Raw genomic sequence first — 17,274 nt, 5'->3', positions numbered from 1 at the left:
CATTCGGTGCCCCGCGATCAGGGCATGGTACCGGCAGGCTTCAATCCGGCTTCGCCAGGACCTGCTCCAGCTTGGTGAGGAATTGCTGCCACCCGGCCCTGGCGCCGCCATAGGCCTGCTTCTGGCTCGGATGGAAGCCCGACTGCTCGACGCGCAGATGGGTTCCCGAGCTCGTGGGCGTGAGCGTGAACGTCACCACGCTCGTCAGATTGTAGGCGGCATCCTCATGCGCAAAATCCCAGCTGTAGGACAGCGTCCTGTTTTGCTCGACGGCGAGAACCTCGCAGTCGAGCACGCCGCCCCAGTCGCCGCGAAGATTGAAGCTGTGGCCGACGACAGGCTTGAAATCGTTCTTCATGAGCCATTCCTCAATCAGATGCGGCTGCGTCAACGCGCGCCAGATCTTCTCCGCCGGCCAGGATATTTCACGTTCGACGACGACGGTGCGCAGCTCGGGATTGCTCACTGGTCCATCCTTTTCAGCAGGCTCTCGAGATCATCGAAGCGGCTCTCCCAGAATCCAGTCATTTGAACTGTCCAGTCGGTCAGCGGGCCAAGTGCCGCGGGCTGGGCGCTGTAGTGGGTCTGGCGTCCGGCGTGGCGGTCACGCACCAGGCCGGCCAGCTTCAGGACGCCGAGATGCTTCGACACCGCCGGTTGCGAGACCCCGGACTGCGCCGTCAGCGCCCCCACGGTCTGCTCACCTTGGCGGCACAAGCGCTCGAAGATGGCCCGCCGGGTCGGGTCGGCAAGCGTTCTGAACAAAGTATCGTGGGCGTCCGGCATCGGGATCAATAACCTGCGAGCTATTGATTGACGTATAACCGCCGGGATATGGATGAGTCAAGTGCGCTGGCGGAATGGATCGAGATTAAAGCGCAGACGCGACCTGCCGCAGGCGCACGCCTGCAGGATTACGATCGGATCGTTTGGATCTTTCAAAGAGTTGACCGGCACCGTCGCAGCAGCGACGGTGCCCAGGCGCTTAGTTCGTCGCGGGAGCGCGCTTCTTTTTCTTGCCGGACTTCTTGTCCGCCGCCGCCGGCGCGGTGTCGTCATAGCCGGCATAGACAGTGTAATCCCGGGCGGAGGGTTCGGGCACGACGACGTTGGGATCGGTGAACACGAATTGGGTGGCGGTCGAGGGATCGCTGACCTGGATCTGATAGGGGTGAATTTGCGAATAAAGCACGTCGGGGCCGTGCATGACGGCAATGCGGATCGGCATGGTGATGGTGCCGGGGGCGAACAGCGGTCCCGGCACGATCTTGCCGGCAACGCCAACCTTCATCGTCAACTGGCCGTTGGCACGGCTGCAATCGCGGCTCACATCGCTGATCGAGGCCTGGTAGATGATCTTGGCCGGATCCTTGTTCGGATCGACGATGGAGCCGTCAGGCGCCGTCTGCGCGGCGGCAGCGGCCTCGGCATCCTGTGTTGCATCAGCCTTTTTCTTTTTCGGCTGCGGCGCGCCCTTGGCGTAGGTATTGAAGTATGCGGTGCCGTCACGCACCGTCACTTTCGGGCAGTAGGCCTGCAACTGGCTGGCGAGAACCTTGGGATCCTGAGGCGGTATTGGCGCATTCGGGTCGGTCTTCTTGCCGAAACCGAGATTGAGGATGCCATTGTCGCTCGATTGGCAACCGGCGGCGGCAAGCATAAAGCCGGTGAGCGCCAGACCCGCGACAAAGCGACGGTTGAACTTATGAAACGCCATGAAACTGCACTTCCCTCTCGCAAAGTTGGTGACGTATAGCAACGCCACGGCAAAAATGCGACTGAGGCGGCTCGGAAAATTAACCAATTGCCGTGGATGAACCCGGCGGCAGCAATGGACCTTTGACGATGCGCTATGTGAGTACCCGCGGGGATGCGCCCGTGCTTGGATTTGCCGACGCGGTGCTGGCGGGGCTGGCCCGCGACGGCGGGCTTTATGTGCCGCAGACATGGCCGCAGTTTTCGGCAGCCGAGATCCGCGCCATGCGCGGCCTGCCCTATGCGGACCTCGCCATCCGCGTGCTGACGCCCTTCCTCGGCGGCGAGATCGCCGCACCCGTCTTCGAGCGCCTGGTGCGAGAAGCCTATGCCACCTTCCGCCACCGGGCCGTCTGCCCGCTGGTGCAGACCGGCGCCAACACGTTCATCCTCGAGCTCTTCCACGGTCCGACGCTGGCCTTCAAGGACGTTGCCATGCAGCTGCTTGCCCGGCTGATGGACCATGTACTGACTGAGCGTGGCCAGCGCGCCACCATCGTCGGCGCGACCTCGGGTGACACTGGCGGCGCCGCCATCGATGCCTTCGCCGGCCGCGACCGAACTGACATTTTCGTGATGTTCCCGCATGGCCGCGTCTCGCCGGTGCAGCAGCGGCAGATGACGACATCGACTGCCGCCAACGTCCAGGCGCTGGCGATCGAAGGCAATTTCGACGATTGCCAGGGCCTGCTGAAGGATATGTTCAACGATCATCGTTTTCGTGATCGCGTGTCGCTGTCGGGCGTCAATTCGATCAACTGGGCCCGCATCATGGCCCAGATCGTCTATTATTTTTCCTCGGCGCTTTCGCTCGGCGCGCCGGACAGGCCGGTCTCCTTTACCGTGCCGACCGGCAATTTCGGCGATATTTTCGCCGGTTACGCCGCCAAGAAGATGGGCCTGCCGATCGAGCGGCTGATCGTCGCCACCAACGACAACGACATATTGGCGCGCACTTTCGCGACCGGTGAATACCGCACCAAGGGTGTGTTTGCGACGACGTCGCCATCGATGGACATCCAGGTATCGTCGAACTTCGAGCGACTGCTGTTCGAGGCCTGCGACCGTAACGCAGAGACGGTGCGGCGTTACATGGCCGGCCTCAAGCAATCCGGCGCCTTCACCATCGAGACCGCAGAAATCGACCGGATGCGGTCCGAATTCGACGCCGGACGCGCTGATATGGACGAGGTTGCCGCCACCATCCGTTCAACGCTCGAATCCAGCAATTATCTGCTCGATCCGCACACGGCCGCGGCCGTGCATGTCGCCGCCGGCAAGGCTGACGGTGCAGTGCCGATGGTGGTGCTGGGCACGGCGCACCCGGCCAAGTTCCCGGCCGCGGTCGAAGCCGCCTGCGGCGTGTCGCCGGCCCTGCCCGCATGGCTGGGGTCCTTGATGTCAGCCGACGAAAAGTACACGGTACTTCCATCCGACCTGAAAATGGTGGAAGATTACGTGAGCCGCCACTCAAGGGCAGCGCGTTAGGGAGTACTTGCCATATGGGTGTTGAGGTAAGCCGTCTGTCGAACGGCCTGACAGTCGCCACCGAAACCCTTCCAAGCCTCGAATCCGTTGCCCTTGGCGCCTGGGTCAAGTCCGGCGCCCGCAATGAGCGTGACGACGAGCACGGAATGGCCCATCTGCTCGAGCATATGGCCTTCAAGGGTACGAAAAGGCGGACGGCCTTCGAGATCGCCTCGGAAATCGAGGATGTCGGCGGCGAGATCAATGCCGCCACATCAGTCGAGACGACGTCCTATTACGCCAGGGTGCTGTCCGACGATGTGCCGCTGGCGGTGGATATCCTTGCCGATATCCTGCAGGAGTCCGAATTCGACCCGGAGGAACTGGAGCGCGAGCAGCATGTGATCCTGCAGGAGATCGGCGCCGCGCACGACACGCCCGACGACATCGTCTTCGACCGTTTCACCGAGACCGCCTTCCGCCACCAGACGATCGGCCGCTCGATCCTCGGCACGCCGGAAACCGTCAAATCCTTCACCTCCAAACAGCTGCATGATTTCATCGAGCGCCAATATGGCGCCGAGAAGATGGTGATCGTGGCGGCAGGCGACATCAAGCACGACAATTTCGTGCGCGAGGTCGAAAAGCAGCTCGGCGGTTTCCGCAGCAAGTCCGACAGCACGATGCCGCAATATGCGCAGTATGTCGGCGGCGATTTCCGCGAGGATCGCGACCTGATGGACGCGCAGATCGTGCTCGGCTTCGAAGGCCGAGCCTATCATGTGCGCGATTTCTACGCTTCGCAGGTGCTGTCGATGATCCTCGGCGGCGGCATGTCGTCCCGGCTGTTCCAGGAGGTCCGCGAAAAGCGTGGCCTGTGCTATTCGGTCTATGCCTTCCACTGGGGTTTTTCCGATACCGGCATCTTCGGCGTTCATGCCGCGACCGGGCAGAGCGACATTGCCGAACTGGTTCCGGTCATTATCGACGAGCTGCAGAAGGCCGGCGAGAATATCCTTCAGGAAGAGCTCGACCGCGCCCGCGCGCAATACCGCGCCGGCCTGATCATGTCGGCTGAAAGCCCGGCCAGCCGCGCCTCGCAGATCGCCAGGCAGCTGCTTCTGTTCGGCCGGCCGATCGCCAAGGAGGAGTTGATGGAACGGCTGTCGGCGCTGACCGTCGAGCGGCTGACCGACCTTTCGTCCCGGCTGTTTTCGACCAAGCCGACGCTGACCGCGGTTGGACCGGTGGGTACGCTCGCGCCCTATGAGGCGATTCTCGATTCGCTTGCGGGCACGCACACCACGGCCCGCAAGCTCGCCGTCTAAGCCTTCAAGCGCCGGTGTTCGCGCTCCCTTTCTTTCGCCGTGACCTGCCGGCACTGAAAGGCGACCGGGTCATGCTGCGCGTGCCCTACACCAACGACTATCGCGAATGGTCAGCGGTGCGCGGCGAAAGCCGTGCCTTCCTCGAACCGTGGGAGCCGCGCTGGACGCCCGATGAACTCGACCGCACCGCCTGGCGGCTGCGCATCGGCCGCTACCGCGAAGACTATGCGCAGGGGACAGCCATCGCCTTCTTCATCTTCGAGAAGGCGAGCGGCAAGCTTGCCGGCGGCATTACGCTCGGCAATATCCGCCACGGCGTCTCGCAAAGCGGCCATGTCGGGTACTGGATCGGGGAGCGGTTTGGCGGCCGCGGCCTGATGACCGACGCGGTCAAGGTGGTCTGCCGCTTCGCCTTCGATACGCTGAGGTTGCACCGGATCGAAGCTGCCTGTATTCCCGACAATATCCGGTCGATCCGCGTGCTTGAAAAAGCCGGATTCCGGCGCGAAGGACTTCTGCGATCCTACCTCAGGATCAACGGCATCTGGCAGGACCACTACCTCTACGCCCAGATCGCGGACGATCCGCCGGGCGCTGGAACGAAGGACTGATTTTTGACGAATTTCCTGCGAAACGGGTCGCTGTTGGCCTTTGTTCTGGCGGCTGTCGTCACGCTTTGCGCGGCGCTCCCGGCCTTCGCCGTCGAACCGATCAAGATTGCCCGCGACGACGTAGCGCTCGACCTGTCGCGCGCCGTCGAGATCTACCGCAACCAGGGCGAAAACTTCCAGGTGTCGACCGCGCCCGGCCCCGACGGCATCGTGCGGCGCATCGAGGTCGAGGCCAATGACGCGCGATCGAGCGGTGACTGGGCGGTGTTTGCGCTCGCCAACACCACCGACCAGCAGCTCGACCGGCTGATCGTGGCGCCGCATTTCCGGTTGGTGAACTCCGGCATCTTCTGGCCCGATCTTGGCGCCACCCGCATCGCCGCGATCACACCCAGCGAGGGCTTTGCGCTCGACCGCCAGTCAAGCTCCGACGCCGACGTGTTCCGGGTGACGCTGAACCCGGGAACGGTGATCACCTTCATCGCCGAACTCGCCTCGCCGAAGCTGCCGCAGGTCTATCTATGGGAGCCGGAAGCCTACAAGGACTCGGTCAATTCCTATACGCTGTTCCGCGGCATCGTCATCGGTATCGCCGGGCTGCTGGCGCTCTTCCTGACCATCCTTTTCGTCGTCAAGGGAACCTCGATGTTTCCGGCGACAGCCGCACTTGCGTGGGCGGTACTTGCCTATATCTGCGTCGATTTCGGCTTTCTAAACAAGATCATAGAGATATCGCCCGGCAACGAGCAGATGTGGCGGGCGGGAACGGAGGTGGCGCTTGCGGCGACCTTCGTGGTGTTCCTGTTCGCCTATCTCAACCTCAACCGGTGGCACGGCCATTTCAGCTATGGCGCGCTGGTCTGGATCCTCGGCCTGGTGCTGATTGCGGGTGTGGCCATCATCGATCCGGCCGTCGCCGCCGGTATTGCCCGGCTGTCCTTCGCCGCCACCGCGCTGACCGGGCTCGGCCTGATCATCCTGCTGGGTCTTCGTGGTTACGACCGTGCGATCATGCTGGTGCCCAGTTGGGTGATGGTGCTGCTATGGCTGTGCGGGTCGTGGATGGCGATCACCGGCATGCTCGACAACGACATCGCCCAGCCGGCATTGGGCGGCGGGCTGATCCTGATCATCCTTTTGATCGGCTTCACCGTCATGCAGCATGCCTTTGCCGGCGGCGCGCTGCATCAGGGCCTGTTCTCCGATCTCGAGCGCCAGGCGCTGGCCGTGGCCGGCTCCGGCGACACGGTGTGGGACTGGGACGTGCTGCGCGACCGCGTCGTCACCAAGCCCGACGTCAGCATCCAGCTTGGCCTGGCGCCCAACAGCCTGGGGGGTGCGGCCCGCAACTGGCTGCCGGTGCTGCATGCCGACGACCGCGACACGTTCCGCACCACCCTCGACGTGGTGCTCGAACATCGGCGCGGCCGGGTCTCGCAGAATTTCCGCCTGCGCGGCGCCGACGGGCACTACCACTGGTTTTTGCTTCGGGCGCGGCCGGTGATCGGCTCGGACGGCGAAGTGATTCGCTGCGTCGGCACCATGGTCGACGTCACCGAGCAGAAAAAGTCCGAGGAAAGGCTGCTGCACGATGCCGTTCACGACAATCTGACCGGCCTGCCCAACCGCGAACTTCTGATGAACCGGCTGGAAGCCATCATCTCGATCGCGCGCACCGAAGAGAAGGTGCGCCCGACCGTCTTCGTCATCGACATCGACCGTTTCAAGCAGGTCAATGACGGGCTTGGCATCTCGGCCGGCGACACCATCCTGCTCACCATTGCGCGCCGTTTGCACCGGCTGTTGAAACCGAAGGATTCGCTGTCGCGCTTTGCCGGTGACCAGTTCGCCCTGATGCTGCTCTCCGAACAGGAACCCTCCCGCATCGCGGCGGTGGCAGACGCCATCAAGCACGCCATCAACAACCCGATCACCTTCGCCAAGCGCGAGATCGTGCTGACTGCCTCGATCGGCCTGATCACCTGGACCTCGGCGCAGACTTCGGCAGAAGACATGGTCAAGGACGCCGAGCTTGCCATGCACCAGGCCAAGCGCTTCGGCGGTGACAGGATCGAGCCGTTCCGGCCGGCCTTCCGCACCGTCGGCACCGACCGGCTGCAATTCGAATCCGATCTGCGCCGCGCCATCGAGCGGCGTGAGTTCACCCTTGCCTACCAGCCGATCGTACGGCTGGAGGACGGCAGCATTGCCGGCTTCGAGGCGCTGCTGAGGTGGGACCATCCGCGCCGCGGCATGATCCCGCCGGGCGATTTCATCCCGGTCGCCGAAAGCTGTGGCCTGATCGTGCAGCTTGGGCTGTTTGCCATGCAGCAGGCGGCCGAAGACCTCGCCGGTTGGCAAAAGCAGATCGGCGACACGCCGCTGTCGGTGTCGGTCAATCTGTCCAGCCGCCAGCTGATCCGCCGCGACCTGGTCAGCGATGTCCGCTCGGTCATCGCCCGCGCCAATCTGAAGCCGCGCTGCTTCCGGCTCGAACTTACCGAATCGCTGGTCATGGACAATCCAGAGCAAACCTCGCATGTGCTGACCAAGCTCAAGCAGCTCGGCATCGGCCTGTCGCTGGACGATTTCGGCACCGGCTATTCCTCGCTCGCCTATCTGACCCGCTTCCCCTTCGACACCATCAAGATCGACAAGAGCTTCGTCGACGACGCGACGCCGAAGCGGGCGGTGCTGCTCAAATCCATGGTCAACATGGCGCATGAACTCGGCCTGTCGGTGGTGGCCGAGGGCATTTCCGACGAAAGCGATGCGCTGGAATTGCGCCAGATGGGCTGCGAATATGTGCAAAGCTTCATGTTCGGCGCGCCGATGCCAGGCGACCAGGTGCTGAAGGCGTTGAAAGAGCAGTACCCGATGACGCAGGCGTGATGGGTGAGGCATGCGTCGTGCAGGCGCGTGGTTACATTGGAATGAACCCCGAAAATTAGCTGAAGCGACCGCGCCTTCGTCATCCTAGGGCGAAGCAAGGAGCGCAGCGACGCGGCGCAGACCCTAGGATGACGAAAGTGGCGGGCGGCTTCGGCTAGTCGCGAAGGTTCGGCGGAACGTCGGCGAAGGCGAGGCTTCAGGCGTGCCCCGCGGCCAGGCTCAAATGCGCCAGATCAATCCCGATCGATGCCAGGATGCGGTCGTACTTCCGCTCGATGTCGGCGTCGAACAGCAGCTCCGGCGTGGCCGGACAGGTCAGCCAGCCATTCTCGGCGATCTCGGTTTCCAGCTGGCCGGCGCCCCAGCCGGAATAGCCGAGCGCCATCAATGCGCGCCGCGGGCCGCGGCCGGACGAGATGGCGCGCAATATGTCGACCGTCGCGGTCAGGCAGATATCGTCGGAGACGGTGAGCGAGGATTCCACCCGGTAGTCGCCCGAGTGCAGGACGAAGCCGCGGCTACGGTCGACGGGGCCGCCATTGCGCACGACGAAGTCGCGAGCCTGCGCCGGCAGCCTGATCGCCTCCTGCTCGTTCATGATGCCGAGCTGCACCAGAAGATCGGGAAACAGCATCTGTTGCGTCTGGTTGATGATCAGGCCCATGGCGCCTTCATCGCTGTGCGCACAGATGTAGATGACCGAGCGCGTGAAGCGATCGTCCTTCATGCCGGGCATGGCAATCAGAAACTGGTCGTCAAGAAAGCCGCGTCCACCGGCCGTCTTTTTGTGGCGCAACAAGTCCATGGACGGGAGCGTAACGCGTTTCCGGTACGCCGAAAAGATGCGCCGCGTGGGATTCGGCCAAAGCCCAATGGTTGGAACAACTGGATCTTGAGTGCGAACTTCGCTCGGCCGATTGCTTGAACCCAACTGTTCCTTGCCCGAAGGTCACGCAAATATGATACGCAGAGCGCCATGAAAACATTGCGCGGCCATGAACTGACGATCAAATCAACGCCATGCAAAGCTTGAAAATCCTGCTGCTCGGCGCCGCCATCGGATGCGGAGCAGCCCTTCCCGCCGCCGCCTCGTCTTCCGACTGGTACAACAGCGAAGGCGGCAAGGTGCGGCTGGTGACAACAGGCAAGGCCGACGAGGCCGGTCGCATACAGGGCGTGCTCGACATCGCGCTCAAGCCCGGCTGGAAGACTTATTGGCGCGATCCGGGCGACGCCGGCGTGCCGCCGCAGATCGACGTTTCGGCCAGCACCAACATCACCGATGCGGCGTTTTCCTTCCCGCCGCCGCAGCGCCATGACGACGGCTACGGCAAATGGGCCGGCTACAGCCATCCGGTCTCGCTGCCGGTGACATTCACTTTGTCGTCGCCTGGGGATGCGGCCGTCATCGATGCCGACATCTTTCTTGGCATCTGCGAGACGATCTGTATTCCGGTGCAGACGCGGCTGAGCGTCGATCCCGCCGCCGATCCCGACAATGCCGAGGATGCGGCGCTGGTGAAGGCTGCACTCGCCACCTTGCCCGCGCCTGCCAAGCCCGATTTCGGGATCAAGGTGCTGCCGGGCGACCATGAGACGCTGATCGTCGAGGCGACTTTTCCCGGAGATCCGGAGGCGGCGGATTTATTCGTCGCCGGGGGACGCGATTATATGTTCGGGGCGCCTGCACGCAGCGAAAAGGACGGCCGGCTGGTATTTACCATTCCGATCCTCGACCGGCCGTCGACGACACCGACCGATGGCGGGTTGTATTACACCCTGACAAGTGCCGAAGGCGCGGTCGAGGGCGTTCTGCCGTTCCCCTGATACCGAACCCGATCAGGGCTTTCCCTTGATCCAGGCCTTGTCGGCGGTTGCGGGAGATGCCCGATTTCGCTATCGCAAGAAACCTTCCCTGCTTTTCACACGAGGACCATCATGACGATTGCCGTTGGCGACAAACTGCCCGATGCGACCTTCAAGGAAATGACCGCCGACGGCGCCAAGGTGATCACCTCGGCCGAGATTTTCGCGGGCAAGAAGGTCGTGCTGTTCGGCGTTCCAGGCGCCTTCACGCCGACCTGCAGCAACAATCATCTGCCGGGCTATCTCGAGAACCACGATGCCATCCTGGCCCGCGGCGTCGACACCATCGCCGTCGTGTCCGTCAACGATGTCCATGTCATGGGCGCCTGGGCGAATTTCACCGGCGGTCAAGGCAAGATCCTCTATCTCGCCGACGGCAATGGCGACTTCGCCAAGTCGATCGGCCTCGACTCCGACTATTCCAGCGGCGGCATGGGATTGCGCTCGAAGCGCTTCTCGATGATCGTCGACAACGGCAAGGTCACGGCGCTCAATGTCGAGACCAAGCCAGGAGTCGACACGTCGGGTGCCGCTCACATTCTGAGCCAGCTCTAAACCGCGGCCGCCTCGGCTCATGAGCGCCATGGCCTGACGACCACGCGCTTCCGGCCGGATTGCCTGCTTTGGGGGACATCGACGATGTTTGACATCATCTGGCGCAGCATTGCGATCGGCATCGGCGCCACCGTGCTGATGGATCTTTGGGCGCTGTTCCTGCATCTGGCGCTCAGTCAGCCGCGACCGAACTGGGGGCCGCCCGGCCGCTGGGTCTGGCACCTTAGGGAAGGCAAGGTTTTCCACGACGATATCGCCCAAGCAGCACCCTATGCGCATGAGCAGGCGCTGGGCTGGGCTTTCCACTATGTCACCGGCATCGTCTACGGCTTCATCCTGGTGGCGCTGGTGGGCACGGCATGGCTGGACGCACCGACCTTTCTGCCGGCCTTCATCCTCGGCATGGTCACCATCAGCGCCGGCTGGTTCCTGCTAGCGCCGGGCATGGGCGCCGGCTGGGCTGCCTCAAAGCGCCCCAACGCGATGCAGATCCGCGCCTTCAACGTGATCTCGCACACGGTGTTCGCGCTCGGCCTCTACGGCACGGCCCTGCTGATCCGCTGAGGACAGGTTCTATTCGCGCGGCTTCATCGCGGCAACGGTATCGATGATCTCCTGACATCCGCTTTAGCGCGGCGCCAGACTAGCTATCGGCCGCCAGCCGTGGACGACGCGGCGCGTGCCGACATCATAGGCGAAGTAATTACCACCGCCGGCCGGCTGATCCGCCTCGCGGCTGATTGCGCGGCCGCTGAGCGAGAGCAGCAAGAGCGTTCCTACGCCGCCATGGCCGACGAAGGCAATGTCGCCGCCATCCGCAGCACCCAGCACCGTTTCGACCTCGCTGACAATGCGTTGTTGGGCATCGATGGCCCGCTCCCAGCCGCGGATGCTTTTGTGCGGGTTGGCGAAGAACTGGTCGGCGACCGCCTCGAACTCCGGCGGCGGCAGGAAGCCGGTTGCCGACCGATCGTTCTCGTGCATGCGCTCCCGCACCTCGACCGCGAGGCCGAGGTGTTTGCCAAGGATCTCGGCGGTTTCGATCGCCTTGCGTTCGGCCGACGAGACGACCCGCCGGATCGACCCGACCCATGGCTGCTCGAGCATGGCTGATGCTCGAGCCCGTCCGATCTCGGACAGCCCCCAGTGCGGCACGGGAACGTTGGCATCGATCTGAACCTGGGGATGGGCGATGTAGTATACGATCGGCATGAGTGAGGTCTCCTGCCGGTAGCTTGAGCTCAATAGCTCTGGGTCGAGCGCCGTGCCCGTGGCGCCGCAGGCTGCTTCTCGGATGCCGCCGGCTTCAGCGCCGCTTTCGGCGCCGCAGGTTTGGCTGAGCCCCTCTTGAACGGCGCCATGCCTTCCCTTGCGAGTTCGTCGGCGCGTTCGTTCTCGGTGTGGCCGGCATGGCCCTTGACCCAGTTCCAGGTCACCTTGTGGCGCCGATTGGCCTCATCCAGCGCCTGCCACAGTTCACCGTTCTTGACCGGCTTCTTGTCAGCGGTCTTCCAGCCGTTTTTCTTCCAGCCGTGGATCCATTTGGAGATACCGTCCATGACATATTTGCTGTCGGTGTGAAGCTCGACGGCGCACGGCTCCTTCAGCGCATTCAGCGCCGAGATGGCGGCCAGCAGCTCCATGCGGTTATTGGTCGTCTCGGCCTCGCCGCCCGACAATTCCCTGGTCTTGCCGTTGAAGCGCAGGATGGCGCCCCAGCCGCCGGGACCGGGATTGCCCGAGCAGGCACCGTCGGTGAAGATTTCAACCTGCTTGGTCATGTCAGTCCGTATTCCGAAGGCGACTTGATCGCGCGGTGGAAGCGCATGCGGCGGATATATTCGGTCGGATCGCGCTTCATGACCAGCCCGCCCTCGGGAACGGTCAGCCAGTCATAGAGCCGAGTCAGCATAAAGCGCAGCGCCGAGCCGCGCGAAAGCATCGGCAGCGCTGCTTTCTCGCCATCGCTCAAAGGCCGCACGCTCTGATAGCCGGCCAGCAGCGCCGTGCCTTTGGTCAGGTTGAAGGAGAAATCCTTCTCGAAACACCAGGCGTTGAGACAGGTGGCGACGTCATAGGCGTAGAGGTCGTGGCAGGCGAAATAGAAGTCGATGAGGCCGGACAGTTTCTCGCCGAGGAAGAAGACATTGTCGGGAAACAGATCGGCATGGATGATGCCTGCCGGCAGGCCCTGCGGCCAATGGCGTTCGAAATCCGCGAAATCCGCGTCGACCTCGGCCGCCAGTCCCGGCTCGACCTCGTCGGCTCGGTCGCGCGAGGCATTCCAGAGTTTGCGCCAGCCCTCGATGGCCAGTGCGTTGTCACGCGTCATCGCAAAATCCTGCCCGGCCAAATGCAGTGCGGCGAGGGACTTGCCGACCTCCGCGCAATGCGCCGCTGTCGGCCGCCGCAGCGACAGGCCTTCGAGGAAGGTGATGATGACCGCGGGCCGGCCGGCCAGCGTGCCGATGACGGTGCCGTCATGCGCGGTCACCGGCAGCGGACAGGAAATGCCTTTGCGGGCGAGATGGCCCATCAGGCCGAGGAAGAACGGCAGGTCGGCCTTGTCGACGCGCTTCTCGTAGAGCGTCAGTATGTAAGAGCCGCTTGAGGTGTGCAGCAGGAAATTCGAATTCTCCGTGCCTTCGGCGATACCCTTGTAGGACAAGAGTTCGCCGACTGGATATGCCCTCAGGAACGCGCCGAGTTCGCCCTCATTGACGTCGGTGTAGACCGCCATGGCCTGTTCACGCGGCTCCGTTGACGAAGGCCATGTCGGCCCGCGTCAGTTCTACATCGCGCAGAACCCGCATGACTGGAAAATCCTCCGTTTCGGTGGCCGTGATCGCCAGGTCGATGTTCACCTCGAAGCGCTGGCGGAAGGCGTCGATGATCTCGTCGACGATGATCTCCGGCGCCGACGCGCCGGCAGACAGGCCGAGCGTCGAGATATTTGTGATGTCATTCCACGGAATTTCGGCGGCGCGCTGTACGAGAAGCGACATGGTGGCGCCGGCGCGCTCCGCCACTTCGACAAGACGGCGCGAATTGGAGGAATTGGGCGCACCGACGATCAGATAGAGATCGGCGCCGGCGGCGGTTTCCTTGACCGCTTCCTGGCGGTTGGTGGTGGCGTAGCAGATCGATTCGGCGGCCGGTGCATGCAGTTGCGGGAAGCGCTCCTGCAGCACCCGCAATATGCCGGCAGTGTCTTCGACCGACAACGTTGTCTGGCTTACGAAGCCGAGCGCTTCCGGGTCGGCGGGGGCAAAGGTCCCAGCGTCGGCTTCGGTCTCGATCAGCGTGACGGCGCCTTCAGCCAGTTGGCCCATGGTGCCGATCACTTCGGGATGGCCGGCATGGCCGATCAGAAGCACATGGCGGCCGAGCCGCTGATGGCGCATCGCCTGCTTGTGCACCTTGGACACCAGCGGGCAGGTGGCGTCGAGATAGAAGAGCTCGCGTGCCTTGGCGTCGGCCGGCACCGATTTCGGCACGCCGTGGGCCGAGAAGACAACCGGCGACTTGCGGTGCTCGGCCGGGATTTCCGAGAGTTCCTCGATGAAAACCGCGCCAAGGCTTTGCAGGCCCTCGACGACATAGCGGTTGTGCACGATCTCGTGGCGGACATAGACCGGCGCGCCGTATTTCTTCAACGCCAGCACGACGATCTGGATCGCGCGGTCGACACCGGCGCAAAAGCCGCGCGGCTGGCAGAGCCGGATCGTCAGCGGTGGTTTTGTGGCGGTCTGCAGCATGATTCCAGATCGGTTGATCGTATCGTGACGCGAAATGAGGTGTGCACCCCTGCCCTGTCAAGGGCAGTTGAGATCAGGTTGAATGGTCAACCTGATCTAACTCTTTGTTGGAGCATGATCTTGTCCGAAAACCGGTTCCCACTTTTCGGGATGATGCTCTGGATCATTCAGTCTTTGCCGGGCGGCGCAGCCTGATGATCAGAACCGCGGCAAGAGCCGCCGCCAGGCCATACCAGATGAAGGCATATTGCAGATGAGAGTTCGGCAGGTCGATGATGGTGACGCCGCCGACCGGCAGCCCGCCCGGGTTCGGCGTCTTGTCGGCGTCGATGAAGATCGGCACCAGCACGGCGCCGGCCGGCAGGCCGGCACTCGCCGCCATGACATCACGTTCCTTCCAGTAGAAGATGTTCTTGGCCACGTCATTGTCGGGCAGCATCATCGACGGCTTGCCCGGCAGCGGGTTGCGCGCCAGGCCGGTGACCGTGACCTTGCCGGTCACCTGCCCTTGCGGCCGCTTGGCGGCATCCTTGAGATCATAGGGAACGAAGCCGCGGTTGATCAGGATATAGCGGCCATCGTCGAGGGCCAGCGGGGTGTAGACGTTGAAGCCGGCGTCGCCGTCCCAGGTGGCGTAGAAATGCCGCTCGCCGGAGTGCAGGAACGTCCCGCTGACGGTGACCGGCGTGTAGTCGACATCACCGGTTGCGGCGAATTCCTTCTCGACGTCCGCCAGCGGCTGCGGCGCTGAATGGGTGCGCTGGTCGATGGTCTGCAGAAGGGCTTCCTTCCAGTACAGGCGCTGCACCTGCCATGTGCCAAGCCCGAGCAGGATGACGAACACCACCAGGCCGAGGCCGAGCAGCAATGCCGTCTTCGGCCGCGAGCGGCCGGCGGGCTTGGTCAGTGCCTCGTTCATTGCCCCTGGTCCAGGCGGCCTTCGGCCGCCTTGTTGGCGTATTGAAGCGTCAGCAGCACCCCCTTGATCAGCCTCAGCGCCGTCAGGCACAGCGCCACGGCCAGCGGTATCCAGATGATGAAATGCAGCCACAGCGGCGGGCTCAGCTTCACCTCCACCCACAGCGCCAGCCCAACGACGATGAAGCCGATGATCAGGATGACGAACACCGCCGGGCCGTCGCCGGCATCGGCGTAGGAATAGTCGAGGCCGCAATTGTTGCAGCGCTTGCCGACGGCGAGGAAGCCGGAAAACAGCCGTCCTTCGCCGCAGCGCGGGCAGCGTCCGTGCAGGCCGGCCGAGATCGGCTCGATGGGTGGCCAGATCGCCCTGTCTTCACTCATGGATAGTCATGCTTTATGGCTCGATTTCGATCAGCGTTCCATCCGGCACCATAGTCCAGATTTCGTCCATGTCGCAGTCGGTAACCCCAATGCAGCCATCGGCCCAGTCGACCAATTGAAGCAGCCAGCCCGACCAGCCGAATCCGTTGGCCATTGATGGGCGCCGAAAAGAAGAAAGGCGACCGCGTTGCCGCGACCGCCCTTCTGATTTGTCGGTTCGGTGAAAGCCGTCAGTGGCCTTCGATCACCGCGCCGACCGATCCCCAGACGTAGATCGATGCGAACAGGAACAGCCAGACCACGTCGACGAAGTGCCAGTACCAGGCAGCCGCCTCGAAGCCGAAATGCTGCTTGGGCGTGAAGTCGCCTTTCCAGGCGCGGATCAGGCAGACCAGCAGGAAGATGGTGCCGATGATGACGTGGAAGCCATGGAAGCCGGTCGCCATGAAGAAGGTGGCGCCGTAGATGGAATCCTTGAAGCCGAACGGAGCGTGCATGTACTCGTAGGCCTGCACCATGGTGAACAGCATGCCGAGGCCGACGGTCAGCACCAGGCCGTTGATCAGGCCCTTGCGGTCGCCATGGATGAGCGAATGGTGCGCCCATGTCACCGTGGTGCCCGACAGAAGCAGGATGATGGTGTTGTAGAGCGGCAGATGGAACGGATCGAGGACTTCGAGACCCTTCGGCGGCCAGACGCCGCCAGTGAAAGCGGTGCGGGCGTAATTCTGCACTTCGCTCGGAAACAGGCTGGCATCGAAATAGGCCCAGAACCAGGCAACGAAGAACATCACTTCCGAAGCGATGAACATGATCATGCCGTAGCGCAGATGCAGCGACACGACGCGCGTATGGTGGCCCTCATGCGCTTCCTTGATGGTGTCCGACCACCAGGCAAACATCGTGTAGAGGACGATGACCAGGCCGATGAAGAACAGCCACGGATTGGCGATGTTGTGGCCGAAAATTGGAAAATCGCCGTTCTTGAGATACTGCATCAGGGCGACGCCGCCGACTGCAGTCACCAGCGCGCCGATCGACCCCAGGAAGGGCCACGGGCTCGGGTTGACGAGATGGTAGTCGTGTTGTGGTTTTGCGTGCGCGTCTGCCATATCAACCCCCGAGATTTGCTTCGGTATCTGAAACTTTGCTGCTGCTGTTCGGCGTCGATGACGCCACCGGCTTGTTCTTTTGGACCGGGAACATGGTGTAGGACAGGGTGATCGTCTTCAAGTCCTTCAGTTCCGGCACGTTGACGATATCGGGATCCACATAGAACACGACCGGCATGTCCAGCGTCTCGCCGGGCTTCAGCGTCGTGTCGGTGAAGCAGAAACACTCGACCTTGTTGAAGTAGGGGCCCGCCAGTTCCGGCTGCACGTTGAAGGTGGCGCGGCCGGTAACGGCGCGGTCGAACTTGTTGGTGGCGCTGTAATGCGCCTGCGTGGTCTCGCCGATCTTGATGGTGACCGAGCGGGCGACCGGCTGGAACTGCCAGGGAATGCCGTTGGTGTTGGCGTCGAAGCGCACGGTGATGTCGCGGTCGAGGATGCGGCCGGCATATTGCTTTTCGGCGCGCTGCGTCGTGCCGCCATAGCCGGTGGCCTGGCAGAACATCTTGTAGAGCGGCACCGCGGCGTAGGCCATCCCGATCATGCCGCCGAAAAAGGCGACGCAGACGGCGGCGACGACGCGGTTGGTGTTCTTCTTCCTGGGATCGGTCACGGTCTGGCGGGTCAT

General features: G+C 63.1%; 20 protein-coding genes. 7 read left to right on the top strand and 13 right to left on the bottom strand.

Going from position 1 to position 17,274, the window contains the following annotated elements:
* Positions 1-40: 40 nt before the first annotated feature.
* The 3 genes from AC3EMP_RS13325 to AC3EMP_RS13315 form a co-directional block, all read right to left on the bottom strand.
* Positions 41-466, bottom strand: coding sequence for an SRPBCC family protein (locus AC3EMP_RS13325; protein ID WP_352597352.1), 426 nt, complete (start codon positions 464-466; stop codon positions 41-43).
* Positions 463-786: an ArsR/SmtB family transcription factor gene (locus AC3EMP_RS13320; protein WP_023668399.1), complete on the bottom strand. Its 324-nt coding sequence runs from the start codon at positions 784-786 to the stop codon at positions 463-465. The genes AC3EMP_RS13325 and AC3EMP_RS13320 overlap by 4 nt, the downstream gene beginning before the upstream one ends.
* 199 nt (positions 787-985) lie before the next feature.
* Entirely contained in the window at positions 986-1,717 is a 732-nt protein-coding gene (locus AC3EMP_RS13315; protein ID WP_023692064.1) for a hypothetical protein, read from the bottom strand.
* 128 nt (positions 1,718-1,845) lie between these two features.
* Between AC3EMP_RS13315 and thrC the strand changes: the two genes are divergently transcribed.
* Genes thrC through AC3EMP_RS13295 form a run of 4 tightly spaced genes read left to right on the top strand, consistent with a single transcriptional unit; the run spans position 1,846 to position 8,053 of the window.
* On the top strand, positions 1,846-3,243 hold the full coding sequence (thrC, locus tag AC3EMP_RS13310; protein WP_023754850.1) for a threonine synthase: 1,398 nt from the start codon (positions 1,846-1,848) through the stop codon (positions 3,241-3,243).
* Positions 3,244-3,257: 14 nt separating this feature from the next.
* Entirely contained in the window at positions 3,258-4,550 is a 1,293-nt protein-coding gene (locus AC3EMP_RS13305) for a M16 family metallopeptidase (RefSeq protein ID WP_023668402.1), read from the top strand.
* A 14-nt stretch (positions 4,551-4,564) separates the two neighbouring features.
* Entirely contained in the window at positions 4,565-5,161 is a 597-nt protein-coding gene (locus AC3EMP_RS13300; protein WP_352711133.1) for a GNAT family N-acetyltransferase, read from the top strand.
* Positions 5,162-5,164: 3 nt separating this feature from the next.
* Positions 5,165-8,053: an EAL domain-containing protein gene (locus AC3EMP_RS13295; protein WP_031203549.1), complete on the top strand. Its 2,889-nt coding sequence runs from the start codon at positions 5,165-5,167 to the stop codon at positions 8,051-8,053.
* Positions 8,054-8,249: 196 nt separating this feature from the next.
* On the opposite strand, the gene AC3EMP_RS13290 is transcribed toward AC3EMP_RS13295, so the two are convergent.
* Complete coding sequence (locus AC3EMP_RS13290) at positions 8,250-8,858, bottom strand: YqgE/AlgH family protein (protein WP_023668405.1); 609 nt, start codon at positions 8,856-8,858, stop codon at positions 8,250-8,252.
* Between the two features lie 215 nt (positions 8,859-9,073).
* Here AC3EMP_RS13290 and AC3EMP_RS13285 point away from each other — a divergent pair, with 215 nt between their 5' ends.
* From AC3EMP_RS13285 to AC3EMP_RS13275, 3 genes are all read left to right on the top strand, one after another.
* The gene (locus tag AC3EMP_RS13285) at positions 9,074-9,880 is read left to right on the top strand and encodes a protein-disulfide reductase DsbD domain-containing protein (protein ID WP_352711131.1); all 807 of its coding nucleotides are present in this window, start codon (positions 9,074-9,076) and stop codon (positions 9,878-9,880) included.
* Between the two features lie 111 nt (positions 9,881-9,991).
* Positions 9,992-10,474 (top strand): peroxiredoxin, encoded by a 483-nt coding sequence (locus tag AC3EMP_RS13280; protein WP_023668407.1) that lies wholly within the window; start codon positions 9,992-9,994, stop codon positions 10,472-10,474.
* Positions 10,475-10,558: 84 nt separating this feature from the next.
* A complete protein-coding gene (locus AC3EMP_RS13275; RefSeq protein WP_352545015.1) occupies positions 10,559-11,038 on the top strand; it encodes a DUF2938 domain-containing protein in 480 nt (159 codons plus the stop codon).
* Positions 11,039-11,101: 63 nt separating this feature from the next.
* On the opposite strand, the gene AC3EMP_RS13270 is transcribed toward AC3EMP_RS13275, so the two are convergent.
* From AC3EMP_RS13270 to AC3EMP_RS13230, 9 genes are all read right to left on the bottom strand, one after another.
* Positions 11,102-11,686: a histidine phosphatase family protein gene (locus tag AC3EMP_RS13270; protein WP_023727480.1), complete on the bottom strand. Its 585-nt coding sequence runs from the start codon at positions 11,684-11,686 to the stop codon at positions 11,102-11,104.
* 29 nt (positions 11,687-11,715) lie between these two features.
* On the bottom strand, positions 11,716-12,255 hold the full coding sequence (rnhA, locus tag AC3EMP_RS13265) for a ribonuclease HI (protein WP_023727481.1): 540 nt from the start codon (positions 12,253-12,255) through the stop codon (positions 11,716-11,718).
* Positions 12,252-13,214, bottom strand: a complete 963-nt coding sequence (locus AC3EMP_RS13260; RefSeq protein ID WP_023727482.1) for a homoserine kinase — start codon at positions 13,212-13,214, stop codon at positions 12,252-12,254. Before AC3EMP_RS13260 ends, rnhA begins: the two co-directional genes overlap by 4 nt.
* Positions 13,215-13,221: 7 nt before the next feature.
* The gene (gene ispH / locus AC3EMP_RS13255) at positions 13,222-14,232 is read right to left on the bottom strand and encodes a 4-hydroxy-3-methylbut-2-enyl diphosphate reductase (protein ID WP_023692071.1); all 1,011 of its coding nucleotides are present in this window, start codon (positions 14,230-14,232) and stop codon (positions 13,222-13,224) included.
* Between the two features lie 163 nt (positions 14,233-14,395).
* On the bottom strand, positions 14,396-15,151 hold the full coding sequence (locus AC3EMP_RS13250) for an SURF1 family protein (protein WP_352711127.1): 756 nt from the start codon (positions 15,149-15,151) through the stop codon (positions 14,396-14,398).
* Positions 15,148-15,534, bottom strand: a complete 387-nt coding sequence (locus AC3EMP_RS13245; protein ID WP_023727484.1) for a DUF983 domain-containing protein — start codon at positions 15,532-15,534, stop codon at positions 15,148-15,150. The genes AC3EMP_RS13250 and AC3EMP_RS13245 overlap by 4 nt, the downstream gene beginning before the upstream one ends.
* Positions 15,535-15,547: 13 nt before the next feature.
* Positions 15,548-15,688, bottom strand: coding sequence for a hypothetical protein (locus AC3EMP_RS13240; protein WP_023727485.1), 141 nt, complete (start codon positions 15,686-15,688; stop codon positions 15,548-15,550).
* A 76-nt stretch (positions 15,689-15,764) separates the two neighbouring features.
* Positions 15,765-16,646 (bottom strand): cytochrome c oxidase subunit 3, encoded by an 882-nt coding sequence (locus AC3EMP_RS13235; RefSeq protein WP_023668416.1) that lies wholly within the window; start codon positions 16,644-16,646, stop codon positions 15,765-15,767.
* 1 nt (position 16,647) lies between these two features.
* Positions 16,648-17,274, bottom strand: a complete 627-nt coding sequence (locus AC3EMP_RS13230; protein WP_023727487.1) for a cytochrome c oxidase assembly protein — start codon at positions 17,272-17,274, stop codon at positions 16,648-16,650.

The organism is Mesorhizobium sp. P160219 (genome assembly GCF_057786095.1).
Note: the sequence above shows the minus strand (reverse complement) of the source record. Positions and strands in the feature narration are given on the sequence as shown.